Raw genomic sequence first — 26,119 nt, 5'->3', positions numbered from 1 at the left:
CGCCGACACAAGGAAGGTAGACCAGTGAGCGTCTGGGACGACCTCGTCGGGCAGGAGCCCACGATCGAGACCCTCTCGCGCGCCGTGCGCGACGAGGCGTCGATGACCCACGCGTGGCTCTTCACCGGGCCGCCCGGGTCGGGGCGCTCCAACGCGGCCCGGGCGTTCGCGGCGGCGCTGCAGTGCGCCGAGGGCGGCTGCGGCCAGTGCCGCGAGTGCCGCACGGCGCTCGACGGCACCCACGCCGACGTCAAGGTCGTCGCGACCGAGGGGCTGTCGATCAAGGTCGAGGACACCCGCGCCCTCGTGCAGGAAGCCGGCCTGCGACCCTCGGTCGGCGCCTGGCGGGTCATCATCGTCGAGGACGTCGACCGGCTCACCGAGCGGGCCGCCGACGCGCTCCTCAAGGCCCTCGAGGAGCCGACCCCCAGGACCGTCTGGCTGCTCTGCGCGCCGAGCCTCGAGGACGTCATCATCACGATCCGCTCCCGCTCCCGGCACGTGCGGCTGCGCACGCCGCCTGTCGCCGCGGTCGCCGAGCTGCTCCAGCGCCGCGACGGCATCGACGGGCCGATGGCCCTTTATGCCGCCCGCGCCGCGCAGTCGCACATCGGGCTCGCGCGCCGGCTCGCCCGGGACGACAAGGCGCGCAACCGGCGCCACGACACCATCTCGCTGGCGACCCGCATCACCGGCGTCGGCGAGGCGGTGCTGGCTGCCGACAACCTCAACAAGATCGCCGAGGAGGAGTCGGTCGCCGCCTCGGCCGAGCGCGACGCCGCCGACAAGGCGCGGCTGCTCGAGACGCTCGGCGCCGACCCGGGCGCCCGCACCCAGCCCCCGCACATCCGCTCGCAGCTCGCCGCCCTCGAGAGGGACCAGAAGGCCCGTGCCAAGCGCCACATCCGCGACGTCATCGACCGGTCGCTCATCGACCTCGCCTCGATCTACCGCGACGCGCTCGTGCTGCGCATCGGGTCCGACGTCGAGCTGGTCAACCCCGACGCGATCGACAAGGTGCGCGGCCTCGCGACTCTCTCCTCCGCCGAGCAGCTGCTCGGGCACCTCGACGCGATCTCCGAGGCGCGCGAGCGGATCAACGCCAACGTGCCGCCGCTGCTCGCCCTCGAGGCGATGGCCCTGCAGCTGCGCGTGCCGCGGAACCTCGGCATCTGAGCGGTTACGGTTTCGGTCATGAGTCGTCGCAGGATCCGCGCCCCGGGGGTCGCCGCCGTCGGTGCCGCCGCACTGATCGCGGCCGTCGGCCTCGCCGGCTGCACCACCCCCGGCGGCTCACCCGTGCGGCCCGCGGCCCCGACCGATGGCGCAGCCGTCACCGCCGCACCCACCGCGTCCCTCGCCAAGTACTACGCGCAGCGGCTCGAGTGGAGCGCCTGCGACGGCTCCTTCCAGTGCGCCGACCTCACCGTCCCGATCGACTATGCCGCGCCGAGCCAGGGTGACATCCAGATCAAGGTGCTGCGCGTCGCGGCCCGCGACCAGAAGGACCGAATCGGCTCGCTCGTCGTCAACCCGGGCGGTCCCGGCGGCTCCGGGGTGCAGTACGCCGCGTCGGCCGACAACATCGTCGGGCCGTCGGTCCGCAAGTACTTCGACGTGGTCGGCTTCGACCCCCGCGGCGTCGGCCAGTCGGCCCCGATCGACTGCCTCTCCGACCACCAGCTCGACCAGTTCCTCAGCGCCGACCCGACTCCGGACAACCGGCCCGAGGAGCAGCAGCTGCTCGGCGAGGCCAAGGACATGGCGAGCGGCTGCGAGGCCCACAACAAGACGCTCCTGCCGCACGTGTCCACGGTCGACGCCGCCAAGGACATGGACGTGCTCCGGGCGGCCCTCGGCGACGCCCAGCTGAACTACCTCGGCAAGTCCTACGGCACCTTCCTCGGGGCGACCTACGCCGAGCACTTCCCGACCCGCGTCGGCCGCTTCGTCCTCGACGGGGTCGTCGCGCCGGACCTGACCGGTGAGGAGATGGCCAAGGGCCAGGCCGCGGGTTTCGAGCTCGCCACCCGCACCTACGTCAAGGACTGCATCGACCAGGGCAGCTGCCCGCTCGGCAACACCGTCGACGCCGGCATGCAGTGGCTGCGCGACTTCCTCGGGCGCCTCGACGCGCATCCGATTCCGAGCGGCGACCCCGCCGTGCCGGAGCTCAACGAGGCGTGGGCCTCCCTCGGCATGGCGGCCGCGCTCTACGACCAGGGCTCGTGGGGCATCCTCACCGACGCGATCGTCGCGGCGCAGCAGGGCAACGGCTCGGAGCTCATGCGGCTCGCCGACTCCTACGCCGACCGCGACCCCGGTGGCCGCTACACGGGCAACATCATGGAGGTCATCTACGCGGTCAACTGCCTCGACCGTCCGGACAGCCCCGACCTGTCCAGCTACGAGCAGTACGCCAAGGACTTCTCGAAGGTCGCGCCGACGTGGGGTCCGTTCCTCGCCTGGGGCAACCTGCCCTGCGGGGTCTGGCCGGTCAAGGGCGGTGAGGGTCCGCGCACCATCTCGGCCAAGGGCAGCGGCCCGATCGTCGTCGTCGGCACCACTCGCGACCCCGCCACGCCCTACGAATGGTCGGTCCGGCTGCGCGACCAGCTCGCCAACGCCTCCCTCATCACCTTCAACGGCGACGGCCACACCGCCTACATGCGCTCCAACAGCTGCGTCAACGACGCGATCGACGGCTACTACGTGCAGGGCACGGTTCCCAAGGACGGACTGAAGTGCTGAGTGACGACCCGCAGCCCGGTGACCTCCCCGAGGCCCCCGAGGAGCCGTATGCCGCTGTGCGCCGGATCGCTGGCGGCCCCCCTCCGCCGGGGGCCGGGTCCCATGACGAGCCGCTCGCCGGAGTGCCGGAGCCGGTGCGGCCACCGGTGACGCAGGCGGGCGTTCCGGCACCGCGCCCACGTCCGGCCTGGCTCAACCCCGTGGTCGCAGTCGTCGCGGTGATCGCCCTGCTCGCCGTCGTCGGCCTCGGGGTCTGGGCGTTCCGCCCCGTCGACCTGCCACCGGTCGCCGTCCCCACCAGCAGCCCGTCGGCCACCGGATCGGCCCCGCCGACCTCGGGGCCGCCGGCGACGACGCCCGCCCCGGCGAGCACCGACCATCCCAAGGTGCTCGACCGCTTCTACACCCAGTCCCTGTCCTGGTCGTCCTGCGGAGACTCGTCGGCACAGCAGTGCGCCAAGATCAAGGTCCCCGTCGACTACGCCAAACCTGCCGGCGACACCTTCACCCTCGCCCTGCGCAAGGCGCCCGCCACCGACCCGTCGAAGCGCATCGGCTCGCTGCTGATCAACCCCGGCGGGCCCGGTGGCTCCGGGGTCCAGTACGCCGAGTACGCGGCGTTCGTCTTCAGCAAGGACCTGAGGGCCGCCTACGACGTCGTCGGCTTCGACCCGCGTGGCATCGGGCAGTCCGACGCCGTCGCCTGCCTGACCAACCAACAGATGGACCTCCTATTCGCGGACGACCCCACCCCCGACACGGCGGCCGAGCGGCACAAGCTGCTCTCCGACGCCGACGTGATCACGAAGAGCTGTGCGACGAGCGGTGGCGAGCGGGCCCGGCACATGAGCTCGACCGAGGTCGCCAAGGACATGGACATCATCCGGGCGCTGGTGGGGGACGAGAAGCTCAACTACTACGGCGTCTCCTACGGCACCTTCCTGGGCGGCCTCTACGCCGACCTGTTCCCCAAGCGCGTCGGCCGGTTCGTCCTCGACTCGGCCATGTCGCCGAACCAGACGGACCTGCAGCAGACGCAGTACGACATCCAGGGCTTCGAGTCCTCGATGGATGCCTTCATCGCCTGGTGCGTCAAGCGTGACGACTGTGCCCTCGGCCGGGACCCGAAGGCGGCCGCCGGCAAGATCGTCGATCTGATCGACCACATCGACCAGCACCCGCTCCGCACCACGAAGGGCGGCCTGACCAGCATCGGCGAGGGCTGGGTCAACTTCGCGATCTTCATGTGCCTCTACTCGAACACGTCGTGGCCCACCCTCAACCGCGGTCTGGCGCAGGCGATCGAGAAGGGCACGGGCGACATCCTGCTCACCTATGCCAGCCAGGTCGTCGAGCGCGACGCGAAGGGCAACTTTGCCGACTCGTCCTACCTGCAGGCGATGATCCCGGTGCGCTGCGCCGACTGGCCGCGCACGCCCGAGACGCCGGCCCGCCAGGCGGAGCAGCGCAAGCTGCAGGCGGCCCACCCGCTCTGGGCCCGGATGACCGGTGAGCTCTACGACAACTGCAAGGCATGGCCGGCCCCCGGCCGACAGCCGACCGGCACGACGATCGGCAAGGGCGCCGCGCCGATCCTCGTCATCGGCAACCTCCGCGATCCCGCGACCCCCATCGGCGGCACGAGGCAGCTCGCCAAGGACCTCGCCTCCGGCGTCCTCGTCACGTCGAACAACGACGGACACGGCACCTACCTGTCCGGCAACAGCTGCATCGACCGCGTCGTGGACGGCTACCTCGTGGCCGGCACGGTGCCCCCGAACGGCAAGGCGTGCTGAGGCGGCTGCGCGCTCCGGCGACGGCCGTCGCCGCCCTCGCCGTCCTGTTCGCCCTGGCCACCGGCAGCACGACGGGAGAGCCCGCCACCGCGCCGGCGGTCGTGGCCGCGAAGCCGGCGGTGCGGCATACCGCCACGGCGACCCAGCCCGCCATCTCGTTCACCCAGCCGGTCGCTGCAGACCCGGCCGGGCTGGAGCGCTTCTACGGCCAGCGGGTCGCCTGGGGTCGGTGCGCGCGCGGCTGGGGCGACTGCGCGAGCGTGTGGGTGCCGCTCGACCACGACGACCCCGAGGGTGCGACCGTCCCGATCAGCCTCTACCGGCTGCCGGCGGGCCTGCCCGCGAAGCGCAAGGGCACCCTGTTCATCAACCCCGGCGGGCCGGGCGGGTCGGGGACCGACTTCGCGCGGGAGGCCCACCGCTACCTCGGGGAGGACGTCCGCTCCGTGTGGGACGTCGTCGGCTTCGACCCACGCGGCATCGGCGAGTCGGCCGGCTTCGACTGCCTCACCGACCGCGACCTCGACGAGCTGTATGCCGCTGACCCCACCCCCGAGACAACGGCTGAGCGACGCGCGCTGGACCGTGCCGACCGCGCTCGGCTGCGGGGCTGCCTTGCGCGCGGCGGTCCGCTCGCGCTCCACATGGGCACCGAGAGCGTCGCCCGCGACCTCGACATCCTCCGCGCCGCCGTCAGCGACGAGCGGCTCAACTACCTCGGGGTGAGCTACGGGACGATGATCGGCGCGATGTACGCCGACTTCTTCACGTCCCGGGTCGGCTACATCGTGCTCGACTCCGGGTGGTCTCCGACGGGTTCGACACCCCCGACGTGACCCAGGCGGAGTACGACGCCGACGCCCGCGCGCAGGGGCGGGAGCTGGAGGCAGCGGTCGCCGACTTCGCCGAGGCGTGTGGCGGTGGCTGCTCCCTCGGCGGCGATGGTGCCGCCGTGTCGGACACCATCGTCAGAGTGCTCGACGGGCTCGAGCGGCGTCCGCTGCCAACGAAGTTCGAGACGTTGCCGCGGCTGACCGAGGGGGTGGGCCGCAGCTGCGGTGCGAGCCGGGCTCGAGGACGAGGGCGTCTGGCCCTACCTCGTCGAGGCGCTGGAGAGGGCCCAGCAGGGCGACGGCTCCGACCTGGCGTGGCTCGCGATGGCCGACACGGGCCGCGAGGAGGACGGCACGTATCCGGGCGCGAGCTTCGGCAAGAACCATCTGCCGGTGACGTGCGCCGACTGGCCGCCGACGAGGTGGGACACGATGGCGCCGAGCTCGCAGGTCGTGCGCGAGTTCCCCCTGCTGGCGCGGTTGTCGCCGCGCTCGGGCGACCCGTGCGCCGGGTGGCCGGGGCCGCGGCGGCAGAATCTGCTCGTCGGCGCCGAGCCGGCCACCCCCATCGTCGTCATCGGCAACGAGCACGATCCGGTGACCTCGATCGGCGGCACCGAGTACCTCGCCTCGGTGCTCGTGCGGTCCCGGCTGGTCCGCGTCGACGCGTACGGGCACGGCGCCTACGGGTCGGGCAACGCATGCGCGGACCAGGCCGTCGGCGCCTACCTCGTGTCGGGCATTGCGCCCCCCGACGACACCCGCTGTCCGGCCGAGTGACCGGTGCGGCACCGCCGTCGCGGCGCGCCACGAGAACTGGCGACGCGGTCGGTTGTCGTGGTCGAGTCGGCGCTCTCGCCACGACGGCGGGTGAGGACTCCCGTTCTCGTGGGCCCGGCTGTCGATTTCCACGACTCCGCGACGTCTGCGTATACTCATCCACCGTGCCGCCGGTCGCTCGTCGACCGGTCCGGTCACGCCGCCTTAGCTCAGTCGGCCAGAGCGATTCACTCGTAATGAATAGGTCGTCGGTTCGATTCCGACAGGCGGCTCCACCAGCGCCCTCGACTCCGGTCGGGGGCGTTCCTGCTCCCTGCACGACGGTCGCCCTGGAGGTTCGCCTCGCCGCACGAGAGGATGCGGCATGGCCCTGATCCCGTTCCCGGAGCCGGCATCCACCGACGACCTGCGCGGCCTGCTGCTCGACTACCTGGACATGCCCGCGAGCTCAGCGCCATCGTCGAGATTGGCCAGCGCGGGGGAGGAGCGCCGTCCTTCCCCGAGGACGGCCGCGGCCACGGAGGAGACGAGTGACGAAGCCGGACCCCGCCCCTTGGAGTGGTCTGCCCATGCCCACGGCCCCGCCCGGGTGGCACCCTGCAGTTGAGAAGCCCCAACGTGGAGGAGACGGCATGACGAGCCTTGACCTGCCGAGCGTCACGCGACCGGACGACCTGCGAGCGATCGTGGACTGGACCGCAGGAGAGCTGTCCTCGGCGATCGAGCAGCGGCTCGTCAGCTGCGTGGACGTCATGACCGCCTACCTCGACCAGATCGACCGGTTCAACCCACGCGTCAACGCCATCGTCTCCCTCCGACCCCGGGAAGAGCTGCTCGCCGAGGCAGCCGAGAAGGACGCGCTGCTGGCGCGAGGCGAACGGCAGGGCTGGATGCACGGCTTCCCCCATGCGGTCAAGGACCTCTCCGACGTCCGGGGGCTGCCGACGACGAAGGGGTTCTTCCGCCCGCTCGAGTCGGTCCCGCGAGCGCAGGCCGACGCGATCTTCGTCGAGCGCATCCGTGCCGCCGGGGCAATCTTCATCGGCAAGACGAACACCCCCGAGCTCGGCCTCGGCTCGCACACCTACAACCCGGTCCACGGCACGACCCGCAACCCGTACGACCTGGGCCGCACCGCCGGCGGCAGCAGCGGGGGAGCCGCGGTTGCAGTGTCGCTGCGCATGCTCCCGGTCGCGGACGGCAGCGACTTCATGGGGTCGCTCCGCAACCCGCCGGGCTGGACGAACGTCTATGGCCTGCGTCCGTCCTTCGGGCGAGTCCCGTCGGACACCGGCGACCTCTTCGTCAACCAGGGCAGCGTCGACGGCCCCATCGCGCGGACGCCGCTCGATCTCGCCCTCCTCCTCGACACGATGGCCGGCGCGGACGCCCGAGCGCCCCTGTCGATCCCGGGGCCCGGCGTCGACCTCGCCGCCCTCGGCCGTCCCCTCACCGGCGGCCGCATCGTCTGGTTCCGCGACCTCGGCGGCTACCTGCCGGTGGAGCCGGAGGTCCTCGAGGTGTGTGACGCCGCGGTCGAGCAGCTGAGCGGGCTCGGGTTCGACGTCACGGTGCGAGACGACCTGCCGGAACACGGCAGCTTCACCGGCACGGCGGACCTGTGGGAGCTCTGGCGCACCTACCGCCACGTCCTGAGCGGGGGATCCAACCGACCGCTCTACGACGACCCGGACACCCGCGCGATGCTCAAGCCCGAGGCGGTCTATGAGGTCGAGGGGCTGCTGCACGGGTTGGACGGGTCAGGCCCGATCACGGCCGCCCAGCTGTTCGCCGCCTCCGTTCGCCGCTCCGACCTCTACCGCGGGTTCGTCGGGCTCTTCGAGGGCGCCGACTTCGCGCTGCTGCCGACGGCGCAGGTCATGCCGTTCGACCTCGACACCACCTGGCCGGGCACCGTCGCCGGTCGGACGATGTCGTCCTACCACCGGTGGATGGAGGTCACCACGGTCGGCACGCTCCTCGGCGCGCCGACGCTGGCGATGCCCGCCGGCTTCGGCCCATCCGGCCTGCCGATCGGTCTGCAGGTCATCGGGCCGAGCCATGCCGACACGGCGGTCCTGCGCCTCGCCATGACCTGGGATGCCGCGACGCGGTGGCCCGAGCGTCGGCGGCCCCCGATCCTCGACGAGTGAGGCGTCGCCGGTGAGGCCTGCTCGGTGAGCCGACCCGGGCAATAGAGTCGGGGGCAAGCGACACTGACGCCCCGGACGGGGCCGATCCCCAGGAGTGCCCATGAGCCACGCCCTTCGCAGCAGCACGGTCGACGGGATCATCCGCCGCAGTGCCCACACCTTCCGCGACCGGGTGGCGGTCGTCTTCGGCGAGCGGGAGTGGACGTATGCCGCTCTCGACGACGCCGTGACCCGTGCGGCGAGCCGGTTGCTGGGTCTCGGGCTCGCCAAGGGCGACCGCGTTGCGGCCTACGGCAAGAACTCGGACGCCTACCTCATCGGCTTCCTCGCCTGCGCCAGGGCCGGCCTCGTCCACGTGCCGCTCAACTACAACCTCACCGGTGCCGAGCTCAGCTACCTGATCGGCCAGTCGGGCTCACGGGCGATCCTCGTCGACCCCGCCCTCGAGGCCGCCCTCGACGGCGTCGACCTCGACGTCCGTGAGCAGCTCGAGCACCGGATCCCGTTGCGGGACAACGCTGGCTCCGTCATCGAGACCGCCACCGAGGGCGTCGTCGCGGCCATCGAGGCCGACGTCACCGACACCGACCTCTGCCAGTTCCTCTACACGTCGGGCACCACCTCCCGGCCGAAGGCGGCGATGATGAGCCACCGGGCCCTCGTGCACGAGTACCTCTCCTGCCTGGTCGGCCTCGACCTCACGCCCGAGGACGCGCCCCTGCACGTCATGCCGTTGTACCACTCTGCCCAGATGCACGTGTTCCTCATGCCCTGGCTCGCGATCGGCGCGACGAACACCCTCCTCGAGGTCCCCGACGCCGCCGAGATCCTCCGCCGGATGGAGCAGGACGGGCACCGGGCCTTCTTCGCGGCGCCGACGCTCTGGGTCGCCCTCACCAACCACCCGGACTTCGAGACCCGCGACCTGTCCGGCCTGCGCAAGGCCTACTACGGTGCGTCGATCATGCCCGTGCCGATCATCAAGCGCCTCGAGTCGAAGATGCCGGGCCTCGGCTTCTACAACTGCTTTGGCCAGTCCGAGATCGCCCCCCTCGCGACGATCCTGCGCCCCGAGGAGCACGCCGACCGCCCCGACTCCGCCGGTCGCCCCTGCCTCTTCGTCGAGGCGCGGGTCATCGACGCCGAGGGCAACGACGTGCCGGTCGGCGAGACCGGCGAGATCGTCTACCGCTCACCGCAGCTCTGCGACGGCTATTGGAACAACCCAGAGGCGACCGACGAGGCGTTCGCCGGAGGCTGGTTCCACTCCGGCGACCTCGTCCGGATGGACGAGGAGGGCTACGTCTTCGTCGTCGACCGCATCAAGGACGTCATCAACACGGGTGGGGTCATGGTCGCCTCCCGCGAGATCGAGGACGCCCTCTACACCCACCCCGCCGTGGCTGAGGTGGCGGTCATCGGCGTGCCGGACGAGAAGTGGATCGAGGCCGTGGCCGCGTTCGTCGTGCGCAAGGGCGACGTCACCGAGGACGAACTCGCCGCCCACGCCCGCAACACCTTGGCCGGCTTCAAGATCCCGAAGCGGATCACCTTCGTCGACGAGCTGCCCCGCAACGCCTCCGGCAAGATCCTCAAGCGCGAGTTGCGAGGCGCCTGAGACGTCGTATGCCGCTGAGCTGGCTTCCAGCGCAAGCCAGCTCAGCGGCATACGACCTCTTGTGGGTCGAGCGGCCGGAGCGAGCCGCGTCACTCGTGCTCAGCAGAGCGAGAGAACGCTCGTCGTTCCAGCCTGTTGGCCCGTCAGGCCGTGACCGGCTGGGGCTCCGGCTCGGGGTGCGGCACGTCTGCGCGGGTCAGGGTGGCTGCGCCACTCCACGAGACGAGCACGGCGAGGACGCCGGCGCCCACCGTCACCGCGAAGGCCGGCGTGTGCCCGCCCCAGTCGGCCAGACGCCCGGCGATCGCCGCACCGAGCGCGTAGCCGAGCCCCGTCGCCGCCGCGAGGAGGGTCATCGCCGCGCCCGTGCGCGCAGCCGAGGTGACGCGAGCACCGAGCATGAACGTCGTGATCATGTAGGGCGCCACGCTGAAGCCGAGCACGAGCAGCACCGGCGCGAGCGTGCCGAGCGAACCGACGAGCAGCAGCGGCACCGCGAGCACGAGCAGCGTCACGGCGAACCAGCGCAGCCGGGCAGCGAGCGCGAACCGCGCCGGGACGGCCGCCATGCCGAGCCCTGCGACGACGCTGCCGACGCCCAGGAGGGCGTGGAAGTAGCCGGTCAGCCCCGGCTGGCCGGCAGCCGTCGCGATGACGGACGTGCCGGTCTGGACCGACCCGAACACCGTGCCGATGACGAGCTGCGACACACAGAGCAGGACGAGGGCCGGGGTGAGCAGGCGTCCAGCCCCGGCGCTGCCCGCGCTGCGCGCGGCATCGGTGAGCCGGGCCGTGCGGTCGAGCGCGAACCACGCACCGAAGAGGGCGAGCACGACCGCGGCCCCCGCCAGCGCTGCCGTCGGGCTGGCGATCGACACCCCGAGCCCGACGAGGGCCGGGCCGAGCACGAAGGACGCCTCGTCGGCCGCGCCCTCGTAGGAGAACGCGGTGGCCACGAGGCGGGGGCGGTGCTCGCCGGTGCCCGCCGTGATGGGCCGCCACCGGACCCGGGCGAGCGGGCCGATCTGGGGCAGGAGCAGCCCGGCCACGGCGCTCGTCGCCGCGGCGTAGCCCCACGGCGCGCCGCTGTGGACGGTGGCGAGCAGGCCGGCGATGCCGAGCGCGCCGCCGATCGACTGCACGAGGACGACCGGCCGCTGGCCGACCCGGTCGGCGAGCGCTCCCCACAGGGGTGCGCCGATCGCGTTCGCGATGGCGAGCGCCCCAGCGCTGGCCCCGCCGGCGCCGTAGCTGCCCGTGGCCGTCGCGACGAGGAGCAGGACGCCGAGCTGGCTCATCGCGAGCGGCAATCGGGCGAGGAAGGCGACGACGACATACGTCGGGCCGGTCAGGCCGAACAGGCGGCGATAGGACTGCAGCGGGGACAAGGCGCTCCTTGACGGGTGGGCAGATCGAGTGCGTGCCTTCCCGCCCATCAGGTCACGCCGGAGCCCTGTACGGGTCCATTCTACAGGTGTCCGGCGTCCCCGCCGTCCGCTCGGTGGTGGCCCGCGACGCGATGGATCAGCTCGACGAGGACCGCGCCGACGAGACCGACGGCCAGCGACTCCCACACCAGCCGGGCCGGCGCGTTGAAGGTGAAGAAGTCCCGCGCGAACGGGACCGCGATGGCGAGCACGGCGAGGGTGACCATGGCGCCGAGCAGGAGCGCCTTCCACAGCCGGAACGGCCGGGACAGGACCGACAGGATCGCGAAGAAGACGACGAGGAGGGTGATCGTCGCGCCGGTCCCGGGCTCCCAGCAGGCGGGGGAGACCGGGCCGGTCGTCAAGGCGCACTGGGCGAGGAACTGGTCCTTCGGCACGCCGTAGTGGCTCCCGGCGATGAGGTAGGAGGCGATGACCGCGAGGCCGGCCACGGCCCCGGCCGGCACGGCGAACCGGAGGATCCGGCCGAGGAACCCCGGCAGGTAGTGGCGTCGGTTCGGGCCGAGGGCGAGGAAGAACGCCGGGATGCCGATCGTCACCGACGAGACGAGGGTCAGGTGCCGGGGCAGGAACGGGAAGGCCGTCGCCATCAGGGCGGTGGCGACGATGGCGACGAGGCTCATGGCGTTCTTGGCGACGAAGAGGTTCGCGACGCGCTCGACGTTGCCGATGACGCGGCGTCCCTCGTGCAGGGCGGTGGGCAGGTGCGCGAAACGTCCGTCGAGCAGGACGAGCTCGGCGACCGCCTTCGTCGCCTGCGCGCCGTTGCCCATCGCCACGCCGATGTCGGCGTCCTTGAGGGCGAGGGCGTCGTTGACGCCGTCGCCCGTCATCGCAACCACGTGTCCGTCGGCCTGCAGGGCGTGGACGAGGGCGCGCTTCTGCTCCGGCGTGACCCGGCCGAACACCGTCGTGGCGCGGGCGACCTCGCGCAGCGACTCGGGGTCGTCGGCGAGGGTGCGGGCGTCGACTGGTGCGCCGGGGTCGAGCCCGACGCGCCGCGCGACCGCGGCCACGGTCTGCGGGTTGTCGCCCGAGATGACCTTGATCGCGACGTCCTGGTCGGCGAAGTAGCGCAGCGTCTCGTGCGCGTCGTCGCGCACCTGTTCGGTGAGCAGCACCAGCCCCGCCGGACGGAGGTCGCTCGGCAGGGTCGGCTCGGTCAGGTGCTCGTCGCTGCAGGCGAGGGCGACGACACGGCGTCCGGTCGCCGCGAGCTCCGCCGCCCGCGCTCGTCCGGGGCCGTCCGGCAGCAGCACCTCCGGCGCGCCCAGCAGCCAGGTGCCCCGCTCCCCGAAGCAGCCGGCGCTCCACTTGCGCTCGGACGTGAACGGGATCGTGCCGGTCCGCTCCCAGCCGCCGGGCGCCGGGAGAGAGGCGGCCACGGCGGCGAGGGTGCCGTTCGGGTTCGGGTCGTCGGCGAGCGCCCCCAGGGCGTCGCGGAGGTCTTCGACCGAGAGGCCGTCGAGCGCCTCCACGTCCTCGAACGCGATGTCCCCGACGGTGAGGGTCCCCGTCTTGTCGAGGCAGACGACGTCGACCCGGGCCAGACCCTCCACCGCGGGCAGCTGCTGGACGAGGACCTGTTTGCGGGTCAGCTGGACCGCCGAGAGCAGGAACGCGATCGACGTCAGCAGGACCAGCCCCTCGGGGACGAGCCCGACGAGGCCCGCCGCGGAGCGGATCACGACCGAGCGCCAGCCCTCGCCACCGACCGCCCGCCACTGGGACCAGATCTGCAGCGGCAGCGCCACGATGATGACCCAGGTGATGTAGGTGAGCAGCTTGTTGATCGATGCCTGGATCTCCGAGTGCGTCCGCGTGAAGCGCCGCGCCTCCGCGGCGATGCGGTTGACGTAGGCGTCCGGCCCCACGGCGCTGGCGTGGAACCGGCCCATTCCGGCGACCACCGTTGTCCCCGAACGGATCTCGTCGCCCGGAGCGTGATGGACAGGATCCGCCTCGCCGGTGAGGTTCGACTCGTCGAGCTCGAGCCCGACGGAGCTGAGCAGCTGCCCATCCGCGGGGACCTGGTCACCGGTCCGCAGCTCGATGAGGTCGCCGAGGACGACCTCGCGGGTCGGTATGACGCTGAGCTGGCCCTCGCGCACCACCCGGGTCCGCGGCGCGTTGAGGAGCGCGAGCCGGTCGAGCTTCCGCTTGGCGAGGTACTCCTGCACGATCCCGATCGCCGAGTTGATGACGAGGACGATCCCGAACAGGCCGTCGGCGAAGCTACCCGTCGTCATGACGAGGACGAACAGCGCGCCGAGGATCGCGTTGAACCGGGTGAGGACGTTGGCGCGGACGATCTCGCCGAGCGAGCGTGACGTCCGCTCGCGCAGCTCGTTCGTCTGGCCGTGCTCGACCCGCTCGGCCACCTCGGCGCGGGTCAGGCCGGTGTCGCGCTGGGGGTGGGCGGTCACTCGGACCTGCTCGCCGCGTGTCGTCACGCCGTCATTGTCCCGGGGGAGCCGGCGGCGTCACGCCGGACCGCCGTTTCGTGACGAACTGTTCACTCGCCACGAGTGGCCTCTCGTCGGTTACTGGCCTCTCGACGTCTCAATCGTCGAAGGGCCACCAACCGACGAAGGGCCACCAACCGTCGAAGGGCCACGAACCGACGCGGGTACGGCGCTGAGCCGGCGACGCGCGGACCGCGCGGTCGCGCGGGACGCGAGTGAGCGGCATACGGACCGATTGGCGACCGCATCGCGAGCGGTGGGACCATGTCGGCGTGACTGAGTCGATCCAGCGTGCGAAGGCAACCACGGCCTCCTACTCCATCACCGTCCGCATCCACGCCGGGACCGACCCGGCCGTCATCGGGCAGCTCGCCATCAAGGTGGCCGACTCCGGAGGGATCACGACCGCCCTCGACATCGTCGACTCGCACCCCGACCGGCTCGTCATCGACCTGACCTGCTCGGCATCGGACGCGGACCACGCGGCCGAGATCGTCGAGGCGATCGAGACGCTCGACGGCGTGCGCGTCCACAAGGTCTCGGACCGCACCTTCCTGCTGCACCTCGGCGGCAAGATCAGCGTCGAGTCGAAGGTCAACCTGCGCAACCGACAGGACCTCGCCATGGCCTACACGCCGGGCGTCGGGCGCGTCAGCATGGCCCTCTACGAGCACCCGGAGGACGTGCCGCGCCTGACGATCAAGGGCAACTCTGTCGCGGTGGTCACCGACGGCACGGCAGTCCTCGGTCTGGGCAACATCGGCCCGCAGGCGGCGCTGCCGGTCATGGAGGGCAAGGCGGCCCTCTTCAAGCGCTTCGCCGACATCGACGCGTGGCCGATCTGCCTCGACACGACGGACGCCGACGAGATCGTCCGGGCGGTGGAGCTCATCGCGCCCGGCTTCGGCGGGATCAACCTCGAGGACATCGCCGCCCCCAAGTGCTTCGAGATCGAGGCCAAGCTGCGCGAGCGGCTCGACATCCCGGTCTTCCACGACGACCAGCACGGCACGGCGATCGTCGTGCTCGCCGCGCTGACGAACGCCCTGCGCGTCATCGACAAGCCGCTGCCCGAGGCCCGCATCCTCGTCTCCGGTGGCGGCGCCGCGGGCTCCGCCATCGTCCAGCTGCTCCTCGCCGCGGGCGCCGTCGACGTCACCGTCTTCGACCGGCCGGGTCTGCTCAACAAGGACGACGAGTCGCTGACGCCGGCCTGGCGCCAGCTCGCCGAGCGGACCAACCCGCGCGGGCTCCGCGGCACCCTGCGCGACGGCATCCAGGGCGCCGACGTCTTCATCGGCGTCAGCGCACCCCGGATCCTCAAGCCGGAGTGGATCGACGAGATGGCGCCCGAGCGCGTCGTCTTCGCCCTCGCCAACCCCGACCCCGAGGTCGACATCTTCGAGGCCACCCAGCGCGCCACCGTCGTCGCCTCCGGCCGCAGCGACTATCCCAACCAGATCAACAACGTGCTCGCCTTTCCCGGCGTCTTCCGGGGCCTGCTCGACGCGCGCGCCACGGACGTCACGACCGAGATGCTCATCAAGGCCGCCGAGGCGATCGCCTCGGTCGTCACCGACGAGCAGCTCAACCCGAACTACATCATCCCGAGCGTCTTCCACCCCGACATGAGCAAGACCGTCGCGAAGGCGATCGTCGACTGTGTCCCGAAGGCGCCCGAGCCCTCCATCCCGATGACCCAGTGAGCGCGACGCGGAGGCGGCGGTGGGGCGGGTGAGCGGAGGCCTCGCCGGGGTCCAGCGGTACGCCATCGACGGCCGTCGCGCCTGGCTCGTCTGGGTCAGTGCGATCGCGGTCTACGTGCTCGCCGTCTTCCACCGCACCTCCTTGGGGGTGGCGGGGCTGAAGGCGGCCGAGCGGTTCGAGATCAGCAGCTCGCAGCTGTCGCTCTTCACGATCGTCCAGCTCGCCGTCTACGCCGCGATGCAGCTGCCGGTCGGGGCACTGCTCGACCGCTATGGCTCGAAGCGCCTGCTCGGCGTCGGCCTGACGCTCATGACCGCCGCCCAGCTCACCTTTGCCTTCGTCGACACCCTCGGTGCCGCCCTCGTGTGCCGGGTCTTCCTCGGGATGGGCGACGCGATGGTCTTCATCTCCGTCATGCGGATCGTCGCGCTCTGGTTCTCCCCGAGACGCTCACCGATGGTGACCCAGGTGACGGGCCTGCTCGGGCAGCTCGGCGCGCTCCTCGCGGCGGGCCCGCTCGCCGCCGCCCTGACGCACTTCGGCTGGACCCCGTCGTATGCCGTCTCGGCCGGGGTCGGTGCCCTGACCGGGGTCCTCATCGTCGTCCTCGTCCGGGACAGCCCCTATGACGACCACGCGCGGGACGAGCTGCGCCTGCGTGCCCTGGCCCGCACGCTCAAGTCGGCCTGGCAGGTGCCGGGCACGCGGCTCGGGCTGTGGAGCCACTTCACCTCGCAGTTCTCGGCGAACCTGTTCACGCTGCTCTGGGGCTACCCCTTCCTCGTCTCGGGCGAGGGGCTCTCACCCTTCGCCGCGAGCCTGCTCCTCATGATCATGGTGGCCGCGACGATGGTCTTCAGCGTGGTGTTCGGCTCGCTGACCGCCCGTTTCCCCTTCTCGCGGTCGACCTTCGTCCTGTGGATCGTCGTCGTCGGGATCGCGGCGTGGACGGTGGTGCTGCTCTGGCCGGGCCGGGCGCCGGTCGGTCTGCTGGTCGTCCTCGTCGTGCTCATCGCGGCGGGCGGTCCCGGCTCGATGATCGGCTTCGACCTGGCCCGCACCTTCAACCCGCCGACCCGGATCGGGAGTGCCACGGGCATCGTCAACACCGGCGGCTTCATCGCGACCCTATCGGCCGTGGCGCTGATCGGGATCGTGCTCGACCGCGTCGCGCCGGGTGGGCCGTCGACGTGGAACATCGACGCCTTCCGGCCCGCAATGGCCGTGCAGTACCTCGTCTGGGGGCTCGGCATCGTCCAGGTGCTCCGCTACCGGAGCAAGGCCCGGCGGGCGGCGCTCGCGATGGACCCGGAGGGCTACGAGGCGCTCCGTGGCGGCAGCAACTCGGTCACCTTCCACTGACGGGCGGACCGGTCAGGCGTCGCCGACCGTCAGAGCCTCGGCCTCGATCTCCGAGTTGACCGCCTCGGCCCCGTGGCCGGGCTGCTGGTCGATCCGCCGGATGATGGGCGCGGCCGTCAGGAGGACGGCGACCCCGAGAAGCACCGCGCCGGCCCCGACCCAGAACGGCAGCTGGATCGAGCGCTCGCCGAGGGTGCCGGCCAGCCACGGGGCGACGGCGCCGCCGCCGAACCGGACGAAGCTGTAGGCCGCTGACGCGACCGGCCGCTCGACGGGGGAGACCTTCATGACCGTCTCGGTGACGAGGGTGTTGTTGATCCCGAGGAAGGCGCCAGCGAGGACCACCCCGACGACGAGGACCGGCTTGGTGTGGGCCCCGAAGCCCATGACGGCGAGCACGGCCGCGAAGCCGACGAGGGCGCCGACGAGGCCCGGCAGAGTGCCGATCCGGCGCTGGAGCCACGGTGCGACGAAGACCGACGTGATGGCAAGCAGGAGGCCCCAGCCGAAGAAGATGAACCCGATGGCCTGCGCTCCCATGTCGAGTGGGAAGGGCGTGAAGGCGAGCAGGGTGAAGAAGCCGAAGTTGTAGAGCAGCGCGGTGATGCCGACGGTGAGCAGCCCCCGATGGCCCAGCGCGCGGAGCGGGGCGAGGAGCGACGACGGGCGCTCGGCCCGAGGCGTCGGCGGCAGGGTGACGGCCGTCGCGGCGAGGGCGAGGAGCATGAGCACGGCGACGCCGAAGAACGGCGCCCGCCACGACATCCCGCCGAGCCAGCCGCCAAGGAGGGGGCCGGCCGCGATACCGACGCCGAGCGCCGCCTCGTAGAGGACGATGGCCTGGCCGACCGAGCCGCTCGCGGCGCTCACGATGGTCGACAGAGCGGTCGCGATGAAGAGTGCGTTGCCGAGTCCCCACAGCGCCCGGAAGGCGACGATCCCGCCCACGGTGTCCTGCATGCCGGCGAAGGCGGAGCCGGCGATGATGAGGACGAGTCCGATCATGAGGGCGCGCTTGGCGCCGACACGGCTCGAGACCCAGCCGGTGCCGAGCATCGCGATGCCCATGACGGCCATGTAGCTGGTGAACAGGAGCGACACCTGCGAGGGGCCGGCGCCGAGCTCGTCGGCGATCGGCTTGAGGATCGGGTCGACGAGCCCGATCCCCATGAAGGAGATCACGCAGGCGAAGGCGACGGACCAGACGGTCTTGGGTTGGCGCCACATAGGGGGTCAGGAGTCCTTTCGGGAAGCGGTGCTCGAGGCGAGCTCGAGCAGTTCGGTCATGACCGACACGGCGGCGTGCACCCGCTCGAGCGCCGGCCCGTCCAGCCGGTCGAGAGCGGGGTCGAGCACCTGGGCGCGGGCGGCCCGAACCTCGTCGAGCGCCTGCGCGCCGGCGGGGGAGAGGCTCACGAGGGTGGCCCGCGCATCGTCCGGATCGGTCTGCCGCAGCACCCACCCGGCGGTCTCCATCCGCTGCACCTGGGTGGTGACGGTCGGCTGGCTGCTGTGGTCGGCCTCGGCGAGCGCGCTGATCCGCACCGGCTGCATCTCGTCGATGAGGGCCAGCAGCCGCGCTTGTGCGTAGGGGACGTCGAACGCCGCTGCCTGGCTCGCCCACCGGTTGAGGCGCGCGGCGGCCCTGAGGAGGTCGTTCGCTGCACTCTGCCGGCTGGTCATGACGCACAGTTTACATAGACAAACTATGTAAATGTGCCGCGTCTCATTTTTGGCATCCCGACCCCCTGCCGGTGGTCAGCACTCGGCACCTGCTTACTCACACGCAGCAGCGGGCCCCCTGCTTACTCACACGCAGCAGCGGGCCCCCTGCTTACTCACACGCAGCAGCGGGCCCCCTGCTTACTCACACGCAGCAGCGGGCCCCCTGCTTACTCACACGCAGCAGCGGGCCCCCTGCTTACTCACACGCAGCAGCGGGCCCCCTGCTTACTCACACGCAGCAGCGGGCCCCCTGCTTACTCACACGCAGCAGCGGGCCCCCTGCTTACTCACACGCAGCAGCGGGCCCCCTGCTTACTCACACGCAGCAGCGGGCCCCCTGCTTACTCACACGCAGCAGCGGGCCCCCTGCTTACTCACACGCAGCAGGTCATCAGCGGCAGGGGAGGAGTGCGGCGCTCAGCCGCGGTCGACCACACCCGGCCGTACCGGGGGCCTGGTTCTCAGGCGACGAGTGGCAGGACGGTCTCGGCGATGTCGACGAGGTGGTCGAGGTCGGACAGGTCGAGGACCTGCAGGTAGATCCGCTCCGCGCCGAGCTTGGCGAAGGACCGGAGCTTGTCGGCCACCTGGTCCGGCGTCCCCGCCAGTCCGTTGGCCCGCAGCTCGTCCACCTCGCGCCCGATCGCGGCGGCCCGGCGCCGCACGGTCGCCTCGTCCCGGCCAAGGCACACCACCTGCGCCGCCGACAGGGCGAGAGACGAGGGTTCGCGCCCGATCCGGGAGCACGCCTGTCGGGCGCCCTTGAACAACTCAGCCGTCTCGTCAGCGGACCGGAAAGCGGCGTTGAACTCAGCGGCATACCGTGCTGCGAGTGCGGGCGTGCGGCGACGGCCCCCGCCGCCGATGATGATCGGGACGCCGCCGTCCTGGACCGGCTTCGCGAGCGCGGGGGAGTCAACGATGGGGTAGTGCGCGCCGTCGTGCGAGTAGCGGGAGCCCGGCGGCGTCGCCCACAGCCCGGTGACCACCTCGAGCTGCTCCTCGAGCCGGTCGAACCGCTCGCCGAGGGCAGGGAACGGGATGCCGTAGGCGCGGTGCTCCTCCTCGAACCAGCCGGCCCCGAGGCCGAGCTCGACCCGGCCGCCGCTCATCTGGTCGACGCCGGCGACGGCCACCGCCAAGGGTCCCGGGAGCCGGAACGTCGCCGACGTGACGAGCGTGCCGAGCCGGATCGTCGAGGTCTCGCGCGCGAGCCCGGCGAGGGTAACCCAGGCGTCGGTCGGCCCGGGCCCCCCGTCGCCGCCCATGTGCAGGTAGTGGTCGGACCGGAAGAACCCGCCGAAGCCCAGCCGTTCGGCGGCCTGCGCCACGGCGAGGAGGTCGTCGTACGTCGCGCCCTGCTGGGGCTCGGTGAAGATCCGGAGCTCGACCATCCGAGCGGCCCCTCAGTGACCGGCCGGCGGCGCCCACCGGGCCGTCGACAGGCCCTGCTGCTTGGCCCGCTCGAGGGCCTCGCCGACGATCCGCTCGGCCTCCTCGCGACCGGCCCAGTCGGAGCCCTCGACGTGCTTGCCCGGCTCGAGGTCCTTGTAGTGCTCGAAGAAGTGCTTGATCTCGTCGCGCTTGAAGTGGTCGAGGTCGGCAACATCCTGGATCGCGTCCATCCGGGGGTCGGTCGGGACGCACACGACCTTGTCGTCGCCGCCGGCCTCGTCGGTCATCCGGTAGACGCCGATCGGGCGGGCCTCGACGACGACACCGGGATAGAGCGGCTCGGGGATGATGACGAGCGCGTCGAGGGGGTCGCCGTCCTCGCCGAGGGTCGACTCGATGTAGCCATAGTCCGTCGGGTACGCCATCGACGTGAAGAGGAAGCGGTCGAGGCGGATCCGTCCCGTCTCGTGGTCGATCTCGTACTTGTTGCGCTGGCCGCGCGGGACCTCGATCGTAACGTCGAACTCCACCCTCGTGCCTCTCTCCTCCGCCGGCTCCGAGGCCGGCTGCTGACAGAATGTTCCGGGACAGTCTTGCGCACACGGCAGCGCGACGGGAAAACGACGACGACGGGGGTGGACGGGTGAGGCGCGCGGTCCGGCGCTCGGTCGTCATCGGCTCGGTCCTCGCGGTGCTCGTCGGCTACGCCGCGCTCGACGCCGTCGACGTGGCTCCCGGCGTGCTCACGACCCGTCCCCTTCCGCCCCCGGCGCCCACCGCGACGCCCGGCATCCGCACGCTGCCGGTGGTCCCCCCGCCCACCCCGTCGACCTCGGTCGGTATGCCGCTGGGCTCGCTTGCCGACGACGCGGCCGGTCCGAGCGCGGCCGCCCTGCGGGCGCGGCTCGATGCGGTGCTGCGGCTGCCGGCCCTCGGGTCCGCGTCGCTCGTGGTCCGCGACGGCCAGTCCGGGACGGTGCTGCTCGACGAGCGTGGTGCCGTGCCGCAGGTGCCCGCCTCGACGACGAAGCTGCTGTCGGCCGCTGCCGTCGGGCAGGTGTTCGGCCCGGACGACGTGCTGACGACCAAGGTGGTGCGCGGCACCACCGGGGGGTCGATCGTCCTCGTGGCGGGAGGCGACTCGCTGCTCGCGCCGGACCGGGGCGACCCTCGCTCCGTCGTCGGGCACGCGGGTCTGGGCGACCTCGCGACGCAGGTGGCCGCGTCGCTGCGCCAGAGCGGGACGAAGAAGGTCACCGTGGCGGTTGACGTGTCCTACGCGCCGGGTCCGCTCGTCGCGCCGACGTGGGCTTCGTCGTTCCGTCCCGACGGCATCACCGGGGCTGTCGCGATGCTCGGTCGCGCCGACCAGCGCGCGCTGCCGGGCAGCCCCGGCCCGGCCGACCCGGTGGCGACCACGCTCGACCTCTTCGTCAAACAGCTCGGCCGCCGGGGCATCACCGCGACCGCCTCCGCGGCGCGGGAGGCACTCGCACCCATCGACGGGCCGGTCCTCGGCTCGGTGGACTCCGCTCCCGTCCTCGACCAGCTCGCCCTCGCGCTGACCGAGTCGGACAACGCCCTCATCGAGATCCTGGCCCGCCAGGCCGCCTTCCGCGCCGGCGCCCAGACCGACTTCGCCAGTGTCGGGGCCTGGATCGTCAAGCGGGTCGCCAGCCTCGGCATCGGTGTCGACGGGGTGACCCTGAGCGACGCGAGTGGCCTCTCCCGGGAGAACCGGGTCACCGCGCTCCTCCTCACCGACCTGCTCGCCAAGGCCTACGACGGCCGGCACGCAGCCCTCCGGCTGGCCGTCGACGGGATGCCGATCGCCGGTCTGACCGGCACCCTCGAGGACCGGTACCTGTCCGGCGCCGGCCACGCCGCAGCAGGCCGCGTCCGGGCCAAGACCGGCACCCTGACGGGCGCGAACGCCCTCGCCGGCAGCGTCGTGGACGACGACGGCCGACTCCTCGTCTTCGCCGGTCTCGTCCCCTCGGCCGGCCGGGAGGACGCCCGCGCGGCGCTCGACCGTCTCGTCACCGAGCTGGCCGCCTGCGGGTGCCGCGGCTGAGCGCCAGGGCTGACCGCGGCGCGCGCTGGTCCTGCTGGGCCTGCGGTTGCCGAGGGGGTTCCTGCCGCCCCCTCAAGGGCTGTTCCTGCCGTTCCGGCAGGTCCTGTCCACCCTCGCGAGTAGGGTCCTCCGGGAACGAAGAACCGGCGCGTAGCGTTGGTCCGGTGACTGCCTCGAGCAAGCGGGGTGGCCTCGAGGACGAGACCGAGAACAGACGGGCGAGAGACTCAGCATGAGCGAATCGACCAGGCTGCCGGCGCCAGCCGGGGCAGCGGCATACGTCGACTACGAGTTCGCCAAGCGGACCGGGCAGGTCATCACCAAGGCCGGCCCCCAGGTCAGCCCCGAGGAGGCGGCCGAGATCGTCGCGGACCTCCGGGCCGCGGCCGCCGAGGCGGTCGAACCGGTCGCCGAGACGTCGGGCATGCGCGCGCCGGACGCCGCGCCACCGCCGCTCGTCGTCGACCGGGCCGGATGGATCGGCGCCAACGTCGACTCCTTCGAGGCGATGCTCGACCCGATCATCGACAAGCTCACGGCCAAGCGAAAGGTCAACCTCGGCCCCACCGCGGCCGCGATCGGCAGCAAGGTGACGGGCGCCGAGATCGGCGGCCTGCTCGCCTTCCTCTCGAGCAAGATCCTCGGCCAGTACGACCTCGCGCCCGGCGGGACACCGCGGCTGCTCCTCGTCGCGCCGAACATCGTCCAGGTCGAGCGGCAGCTCGACGTCGACCCGCACGACTTCCGGCGCTGGGTCGCGATGCACGAGGAGACCCACCGGGTCCAGTTCACCGCCGTGCCATGGCTGCGCGAGCACATGATCCGCCAGTCCCAGCAGCTCGCCGTCGACCTCGCGCCCACGCCCGAGGACATCGGCAACCGGCTGCAGCAGCTCGCCAACCGGCTGCCCGAGGTGATCCGCTCGGGCGAGGGCCTCGGCCAGCTGTTCGCCACCCCCGAGCAGAAGGCCAAGATCGCCGACATCACGGCGATCATGTCGCTCCTCGAGGGGCATGCCGACGTCGTCATGGACGACGTGGGCCCGCGCGTCATCCCCTCCGTGGCGGAGATTCGATCCAAGTTCGACCGGCGCCGGATGAGCTCGGTCGGTGTGGACCGCCTGCTGCGCAAGCTGCTCGGACTCGAGGCGAAGCTGCGGCAGTACCGCGACGGCGCGGGGTTCGTCCGGGCCGTCATGGACGCCGTCGGCCGGGAGGGCCTGGCCGCCGTGTGGGCCTCGCCCGAGACGCTCCCACGGGCACCGGAGATTCTCGACCCCGCCGCCTGGGTGCGGCGCGTGCACGGCTGAGGCGGCGACGTGACCGGACCCGATCCCGCGGTCGCCGCGGCGCGCCTCGCCGTGCGCGAGCACCTCAAGGACGTCCCCGAGGGCTCCCTCGTCGTCGCCGCCGTCTCCGGCGGCACCGACTCGATGGCACTCGCCGCCGCCCTCGCCTTCGAGGCACCCCGTGCCGGCATGCGCGGCGGGGCCGTCATCGTCGACCACCAGCTGCAGGACGAGTCGAGCACCGTGGCGCACCGCGCGGCAGCGACGTGCCGCCAGCTCGGGCTCTCGCCGGTCGAGGTCGACACCGCCGACGTCCCGACGACCGGCGCGGGCCCCGAGGCGGACGCCCGCACCGCCCGGTATGCGGTCCTCGACGCGGCCGCCACCCGGCTTGGGGCGGCGCTCATCCTGGTCGGCCACACGCGCGACGACCAGGCCGAGCAGGTGCTGCTCGGCCTCGCCCGAGGGTCCGGGGCGCGTTCCCTCTCCGGGATGCCGGTGCGCCGGGGCCGGGTGGTCCGGCCCTTCCTCGCGCTGCCGAGGGCGACGACGCGCGCCGTGTGCGCCGCGCACGGCATCGAGCCGTGGGACGACCCGCACAACGGCGACGAGTCGTTCCGTCGGGTCCGTGCCCGCAAGGTCCTCGAGATCCTCGAGGCGGAGCTCGGCCCCGGCTTCGGCGCGGCCCTGGCGCGCTCCGCCGACCTGCTGCGTGAGGACGCCGACCACCTCGAGGAGCTCGCCCGTCGAGCACGCGCCGAGCTGCCCAACGCGCCGGGCCAGCCGGGGGTCGACCTCGACGCCCTCGCCGCGCTGCCCCGCGCGATCCGGACCCGGGTCTGGCGGATCCTCGCCTCCGAGGCGGGCGCGCCGATCGCCGACGTCTCGGCCGCACACGTCGAGTCGCTCGACGCCCTGCTGACCTCGTGGCACGGACAGGGGCCGCTGCACGTGCCCGGCGGCATCGCCGTGGCCCGCGACGACGGCGCCATCCGGTTCAGCCCGATCGCCGTCGCCGACCGCTGACCCCAGCGCCCCGCCGGACCCCGCCGCCGATCCGGTTGAATGGGGGTCGGTTCGCCCAGCCCGACACGTGAGGAGCCGTTAGTGGACAGCGAGCACATGGGAGACGACCTGGCCAAGGTCCTCCTCACCGAGGAGCAGATCCAGGCCCGGCTCTCCGAGCTGGCCGAGCAGATCTGGCACGACTACGAGGGCAAGGACCTGCTCCTCGTCGGCGTCCTCAAGGGCGCCGTCGTCGTCATGGCCGACCTGATGCGGGCCCTGCCCGGCACGGCGCCGATGGACTGGATGGCGGTCTCGTCCTACGGCTCGGGCACGAAGAGCTCCGGGGTCGTGCGGATCCTCAAGGACCTCGACGCGGACATCACCGGCAAGGACGTCCTCATCGTCGAGGACATCATCGACTCCGGCCTGACCCTGTCGTGGATCCGGGCCAACCTCGAGTCCCGCAAGCCGGCCTCCGTCGAGATCTGCACGCTGCTGCGCAAGCCCGACGTCGTCAAGGTCGACATCCCCGTCAAGTACGTCGGCTTCGACATCCCCAACGAGTTCGTCGTCGGCTACGGCCTCGACTACGCGGAGCGCTACCGCAACCTCCGCTGCGTCGGCACCCTCGCCCCGCACGTCTACGCCTGAGGGCCGCGCCGATGACCTTCTCGATCGTCGCGCGGGTCGGTGACGCCTACGGCGTCGCCGTCGCCAGCAAGTTCCTCGCCGTCGGCGCGGTCGTGCCCGGGGCGCGCTCCGGTGTGGGAGCCGTCGCGACGCAGTCCTTCGCCCGCGTCGCCTACATCGACGAGCTGCTCGAGCGCCTCAAGGCCGGAGACGACGCCGAGGCGGCGATCGCGGCGACGACCGCAGCCGACGAGGGCCGCGACGAACGCCAGCTCGGACTCGTCGGCCCCTCGAGCGCCGCGACCTACACGGGTGCGAACTGCCTCCCCTGGTGCGGCGGGGTCGCGCGCGACTCGGGGACCGCGGCATACGCCATCCAGGGCAACATCCTCACCGGCCCGGACGTCGTCGCGGAGATGGAGCGTGCCTGGCTCGCCTCCGAGGGCGAGCCGTTCGCCCGCCGCCTCCTCGCCGCGCTCGGGGCGGGTGACGCCGCCGGCGGTGACGCACGTGGTCGGCAGAGTGCTGCCCTGTATGCCGTTCAGCCGGGTGCCGGCTACGACAGCTCGGGGGTGCTCGTCGACCTTCGCGTCGACGACCACGCCGACCCCGTCCGCGAGGTCGGCCGCCTGCTCGGGGAGTGGGAGATGGTCTTCGGCCACGCCGAGGACGTCCTGCCGCTCGAGGGTGACCTCGCCGACGAGGTCCGTGGCCGGCTCGCCCGGCTCGGTCACCCGAACGACGACGTCGCGGCGGCGCTCGCCGACTGGGCCGGCATCGTCAACTACGAGTCCCGGCTCTCCCCGGAGGGCATCGACGGTCGGGTCCTCGAGGCGCTGCGGGCCGCGACGCCGAACTGACGGGCCCTTCGTCGGTCACTGGCCCTTCGTCGGCTACTGGCCCTTCGTCGGTTGCTGGCCTCTCGACGACAACCACGTCGAGAGGCCACCAACCGACGGAACCGGGGTGAGCGGCATACTGGCTGGTCCGAGGGGTACCGGAAGGTTCAGATCCGACCTTCGCTGGTTGGGCACTGACGGGGCGGATACGGAACACTGAAGCCTGCCCAGACGTTGATCGAGCAGT

The 26,119-nt window shown here is 72.1% G+C and carries 20 protein-coding genes and 1 tRNA gene; 15 read left to right on the top strand and 6 right to left on the bottom strand.

The annotated features are described in order from the left end of the window. Positions 1-24: 24 nt before the first annotated feature. The 8 genes from N864_RS03285 to N864_RS03245 all read left to right on the top strand — a co-directional run bounded on the left by N864_RS03285 (position 25) and on the right by N864_RS03245 (position 9,931). Complete coding sequence (locus N864_RS03285; protein WP_051518130.1) at positions 25-1,176, top strand: DNA polymerase III subunit delta'; 1,152 nt, start codon at positions 25-27, stop codon at positions 1,174-1,176. A gap of 18 nt (positions 1,177-1,194) precedes the next feature. Next, positions 1,195-2,751 carry an alpha/beta hydrolase gene (locus N864_RS03280; RefSeq protein WP_051518129.1) on the top strand — a complete coding sequence of 519 codons (1,557 nt, stop codon included), beginning with the start codon at positions 1,195-1,197 and terminating at the stop codon, positions 2,749-2,751. Beyond that, entirely contained in the window at positions 2,745-4,547 is a 1,803-nt protein-coding gene (locus tag N864_RS03275; protein WP_051518128.1) for an alpha/beta fold hydrolase, read from the top strand. The genes N864_RS03280 and N864_RS03275 overlap by 7 nt, the downstream gene beginning before the upstream one ends. Continuing rightward, positions 4,541-5,383, top strand: coding sequence for an alpha/beta fold hydrolase (locus tag N864_RS03270; protein WP_051518127.1), 843 nt, complete (start codon positions 4,541-4,543; stop codon positions 5,381-5,383). The genes N864_RS03275 and N864_RS03270 overlap by 7 nt, the downstream gene beginning before the upstream one ends. A gap of 222 nt (positions 5,384-5,605) precedes the next feature. Further along, positions 5,606-6,160, top strand: coding sequence for an alpha/beta hydrolase (locus N864_RS03265; protein ID WP_034713444.1), 555 nt, complete (start codon positions 5,606-5,608; stop codon positions 6,158-6,160). 198 nt (positions 6,161-6,358) lie between these two features. Then, positions 6,359-6,435, top strand: a tRNA-Thr gene (locus tag N864_RS03260). 357 nt (positions 6,436-6,792) lie between these two features. Further along, complete coding sequence (locus tag N864_RS03250; RefSeq protein ID WP_034713437.1) at positions 6,793-8,313, top strand: amidase; 1,521 nt, start codon at positions 6,793-6,795, stop codon at positions 8,311-8,313. Positions 8,314-8,413: 100 nt separating this feature from the next. Next, on the top strand, positions 8,414-9,931 hold the full coding sequence (locus N864_RS03245; protein ID WP_034713435.1) for an acyl-CoA synthetase: 1,518 nt from the start codon (positions 8,414-8,416) through the stop codon (positions 9,929-9,931). Between the two features lie 143 nt (positions 9,932-10,074). Here N864_RS03245 and N864_RS03240 read toward each other — a convergent pair whose 3' ends face one another. Continuing rightward, positions 10,075-11,319, bottom strand: a complete 1,245-nt coding sequence (locus tag N864_RS03240; RefSeq protein WP_034713433.1) for an MFS transporter — start codon at positions 11,317-11,319, stop codon at positions 10,075-10,077. Positions 11,320-11,399: 80 nt separating this feature from the next. Beyond that, positions 11,400-13,832 carry an HAD-IC family P-type ATPase gene (locus N864_RS03235; protein ID WP_051518126.1) on the bottom strand — a complete coding sequence of 811 codons (2,433 nt, stop codon included), beginning with the start codon at positions 13,830-13,832 and terminating at the stop codon, positions 11,400-11,402. Between the two features lie 284 nt (positions 13,833-14,116). Between N864_RS03235 and N864_RS03230 the strand changes: the two genes are divergently transcribed. Next, complete coding sequence (locus N864_RS03230) at positions 14,117-15,550, top strand: NAD-dependent malic enzyme (RefSeq protein ID WP_034713431.1); 1,434 nt, start codon at positions 14,117-14,119, stop codon at positions 15,548-15,550. 28 nt (positions 15,551-15,578) lie between these two features. After that, positions 15,579-16,913, top strand: coding sequence for an MFS transporter (locus N864_RS03225; RefSeq protein ID WP_081793326.1), 1,335 nt, complete (start codon positions 15,579-15,581; stop codon positions 16,911-16,913). A gap of 12 nt (positions 16,914-16,925) precedes the next feature. Here the strand turns inward: N864_RS03225 and N864_RS03220 are convergent, their stop codons facing one another. From N864_RS03220 to N864_RS03205, 4 genes are all read right to left on the bottom strand, one after another. Further along, positions 16,926-18,140 (bottom strand): MFS transporter, encoded by a 1,215-nt coding sequence (locus N864_RS03220; RefSeq protein ID WP_034713429.1) that lies wholly within the window; start codon positions 18,138-18,140, stop codon positions 16,926-16,928. A 6-nt stretch (positions 18,141-18,146) separates the two neighbouring features. Next, on the bottom strand, positions 18,147-18,596 hold the full coding sequence (locus N864_RS03215; protein ID WP_034713427.1) for a MarR family winged helix-turn-helix transcriptional regulator: 450 nt from the start codon (positions 18,594-18,596) through the stop codon (positions 18,147-18,149). Positions 18,597-19,099: 503 nt separating this feature from the next. Beyond that, positions 19,100-20,032 (bottom strand): TIGR03560 family F420-dependent LLM class oxidoreductase, encoded by a 933-nt coding sequence (locus N864_RS03210; protein WP_034713423.1) that lies wholly within the window; start codon positions 20,030-20,032, stop codon positions 19,100-19,102. Between the two features lie 12 nt (positions 20,033-20,044). Continuing rightward, positions 20,045-20,563 (bottom strand): inorganic diphosphatase, encoded by a 519-nt coding sequence (locus N864_RS03205; RefSeq protein WP_034713420.1) that lies wholly within the window; start codon positions 20,561-20,563, stop codon positions 20,045-20,047. A 113-nt stretch (positions 20,564-20,676) separates the two neighbouring features. Here N864_RS03205 and dacB point away from each other — a divergent pair, with 113 nt between their 5' ends. The 5 genes from dacB to N864_RS03180 all read left to right on the top strand — a co-directional run bounded on the left by dacB (position 20,677) and on the right by N864_RS03180 (position 25,893). Continuing rightward, positions 20,677-22,107: a D-alanyl-D-alanine carboxypeptidase/D-alanyl-D-alanine endopeptidase gene (gene dacB / locus N864_RS03200; protein ID WP_034713418.1), complete on the top strand. Its 1,431-nt coding sequence runs from the start codon at positions 20,677-20,679 to the stop codon at positions 22,105-22,107. A gap of 232 nt (positions 22,108-22,339) precedes the next feature. Next, positions 22,340-23,416: a zinc-dependent metalloprotease gene (locus N864_RS03195; RefSeq protein WP_051518125.1), complete on the top strand. Its 1,077-nt coding sequence runs from the start codon at positions 22,340-22,342 to the stop codon at positions 23,414-23,416. A gap of 9 nt (positions 23,417-23,425) precedes the next feature. Next, positions 23,426-24,421, top strand: coding sequence for a tRNA lysidine(34) synthetase TilS (gene tilS, locus N864_RS03190; protein ID WP_034713415.1), 996 nt, complete (start codon positions 23,426-23,428; stop codon positions 24,419-24,421). Positions 24,422-24,502: 81 nt separating this feature from the next. Next, positions 24,503-25,054 carry a hypoxanthine phosphoribosyltransferase gene (hpt, locus tag N864_RS03185; protein ID WP_034713414.1) on the top strand — a complete coding sequence of 184 codons (552 nt, stop codon included), beginning with the start codon at positions 24,503-24,505 and terminating at the stop codon, positions 25,052-25,054. Between the two features lie 11 nt (positions 25,055-25,065). Next, the gene (locus tag N864_RS03180) at positions 25,066-25,893 is read left to right on the top strand and encodes a DUF1028 domain-containing protein (RefSeq protein ID WP_034713412.1); all 828 of its coding nucleotides are present in this window, start codon (positions 25,066-25,068) and stop codon (positions 25,891-25,893) included. The last annotated feature ends 226 nt before the right edge of the window (positions 25,894-26,119 follow it).

The sequence above is a fragment of the Intrasporangium chromatireducens Q5-1 genome (assembly GCF_000576575.1).
Classification (GTDB): Bacteria; Actinomycetota; Actinomycetes; order Actinomycetales; family Dermatophilaceae; genus Intrasporangium_A; species Intrasporangium_A chromatireducens.
Note: the sequence above shows the minus strand (reverse complement) of the source record. Positions and strands in the feature narration are given on the sequence as shown.

Excerpts from the sequence above, each read along its gene's own strand:
- N864_RS03280 (WP_051518129.1), top strand. The coding sequence starts at position 1,195 with ATGAGTCGTCGCAGGATCCGCGCCCCGGGGGTCGCCGCCGTCGGTGCC.
- N864_RS03220 (WP_034713429.1), bottom strand. The coding sequence starts at position 18,140 with ATGTGGCGCCAACCCAAGACCGTCTGGTCCGTCGCCTTCGCCTGCGTG.
- N864_RS03195 (WP_051518125.1), top strand. The coding sequence starts at position 22,340 with ATGAGCGAATCGACCAGGCTGCCGGCGCCAGCCGGGGCAGCGGCATAC.
- N864_RS03250 (WP_034713437.1), top strand. The coding sequence starts at position 6,793 with ATGACGAGCCTTGACCTGCCGAGCGTCACGCGACCGGACGACCTGCGA.
- N864_RS03180 (WP_034713412.1), top strand. The coding sequence starts at position 25,066 with ATGACCTTCTCGATCGTCGCGCGGGTCGGTGACGCCTACGGCGTCGCC.
- N864_RS03210 (WP_034713423.1), bottom strand. The coding sequence starts at position 20,032 with ATGGTCGAGCTCCGGATCTTCACCGAGCCCCAGCAGGGCGCGACGTAC.
- N864_RS03245 (WP_034713435.1), top strand. The coding sequence starts at position 8,414 with ATGAGCCACGCCCTTCGCAGCAGCACGGTCGACGGGATCATCCGCCGC.
- N864_RS03215 (WP_034713427.1), bottom strand. The coding sequence starts at position 18,596 with ATGACCAGCCGGCAGAGTGCAGCGAACGACCTCCTCAGGGCCGCCGCG.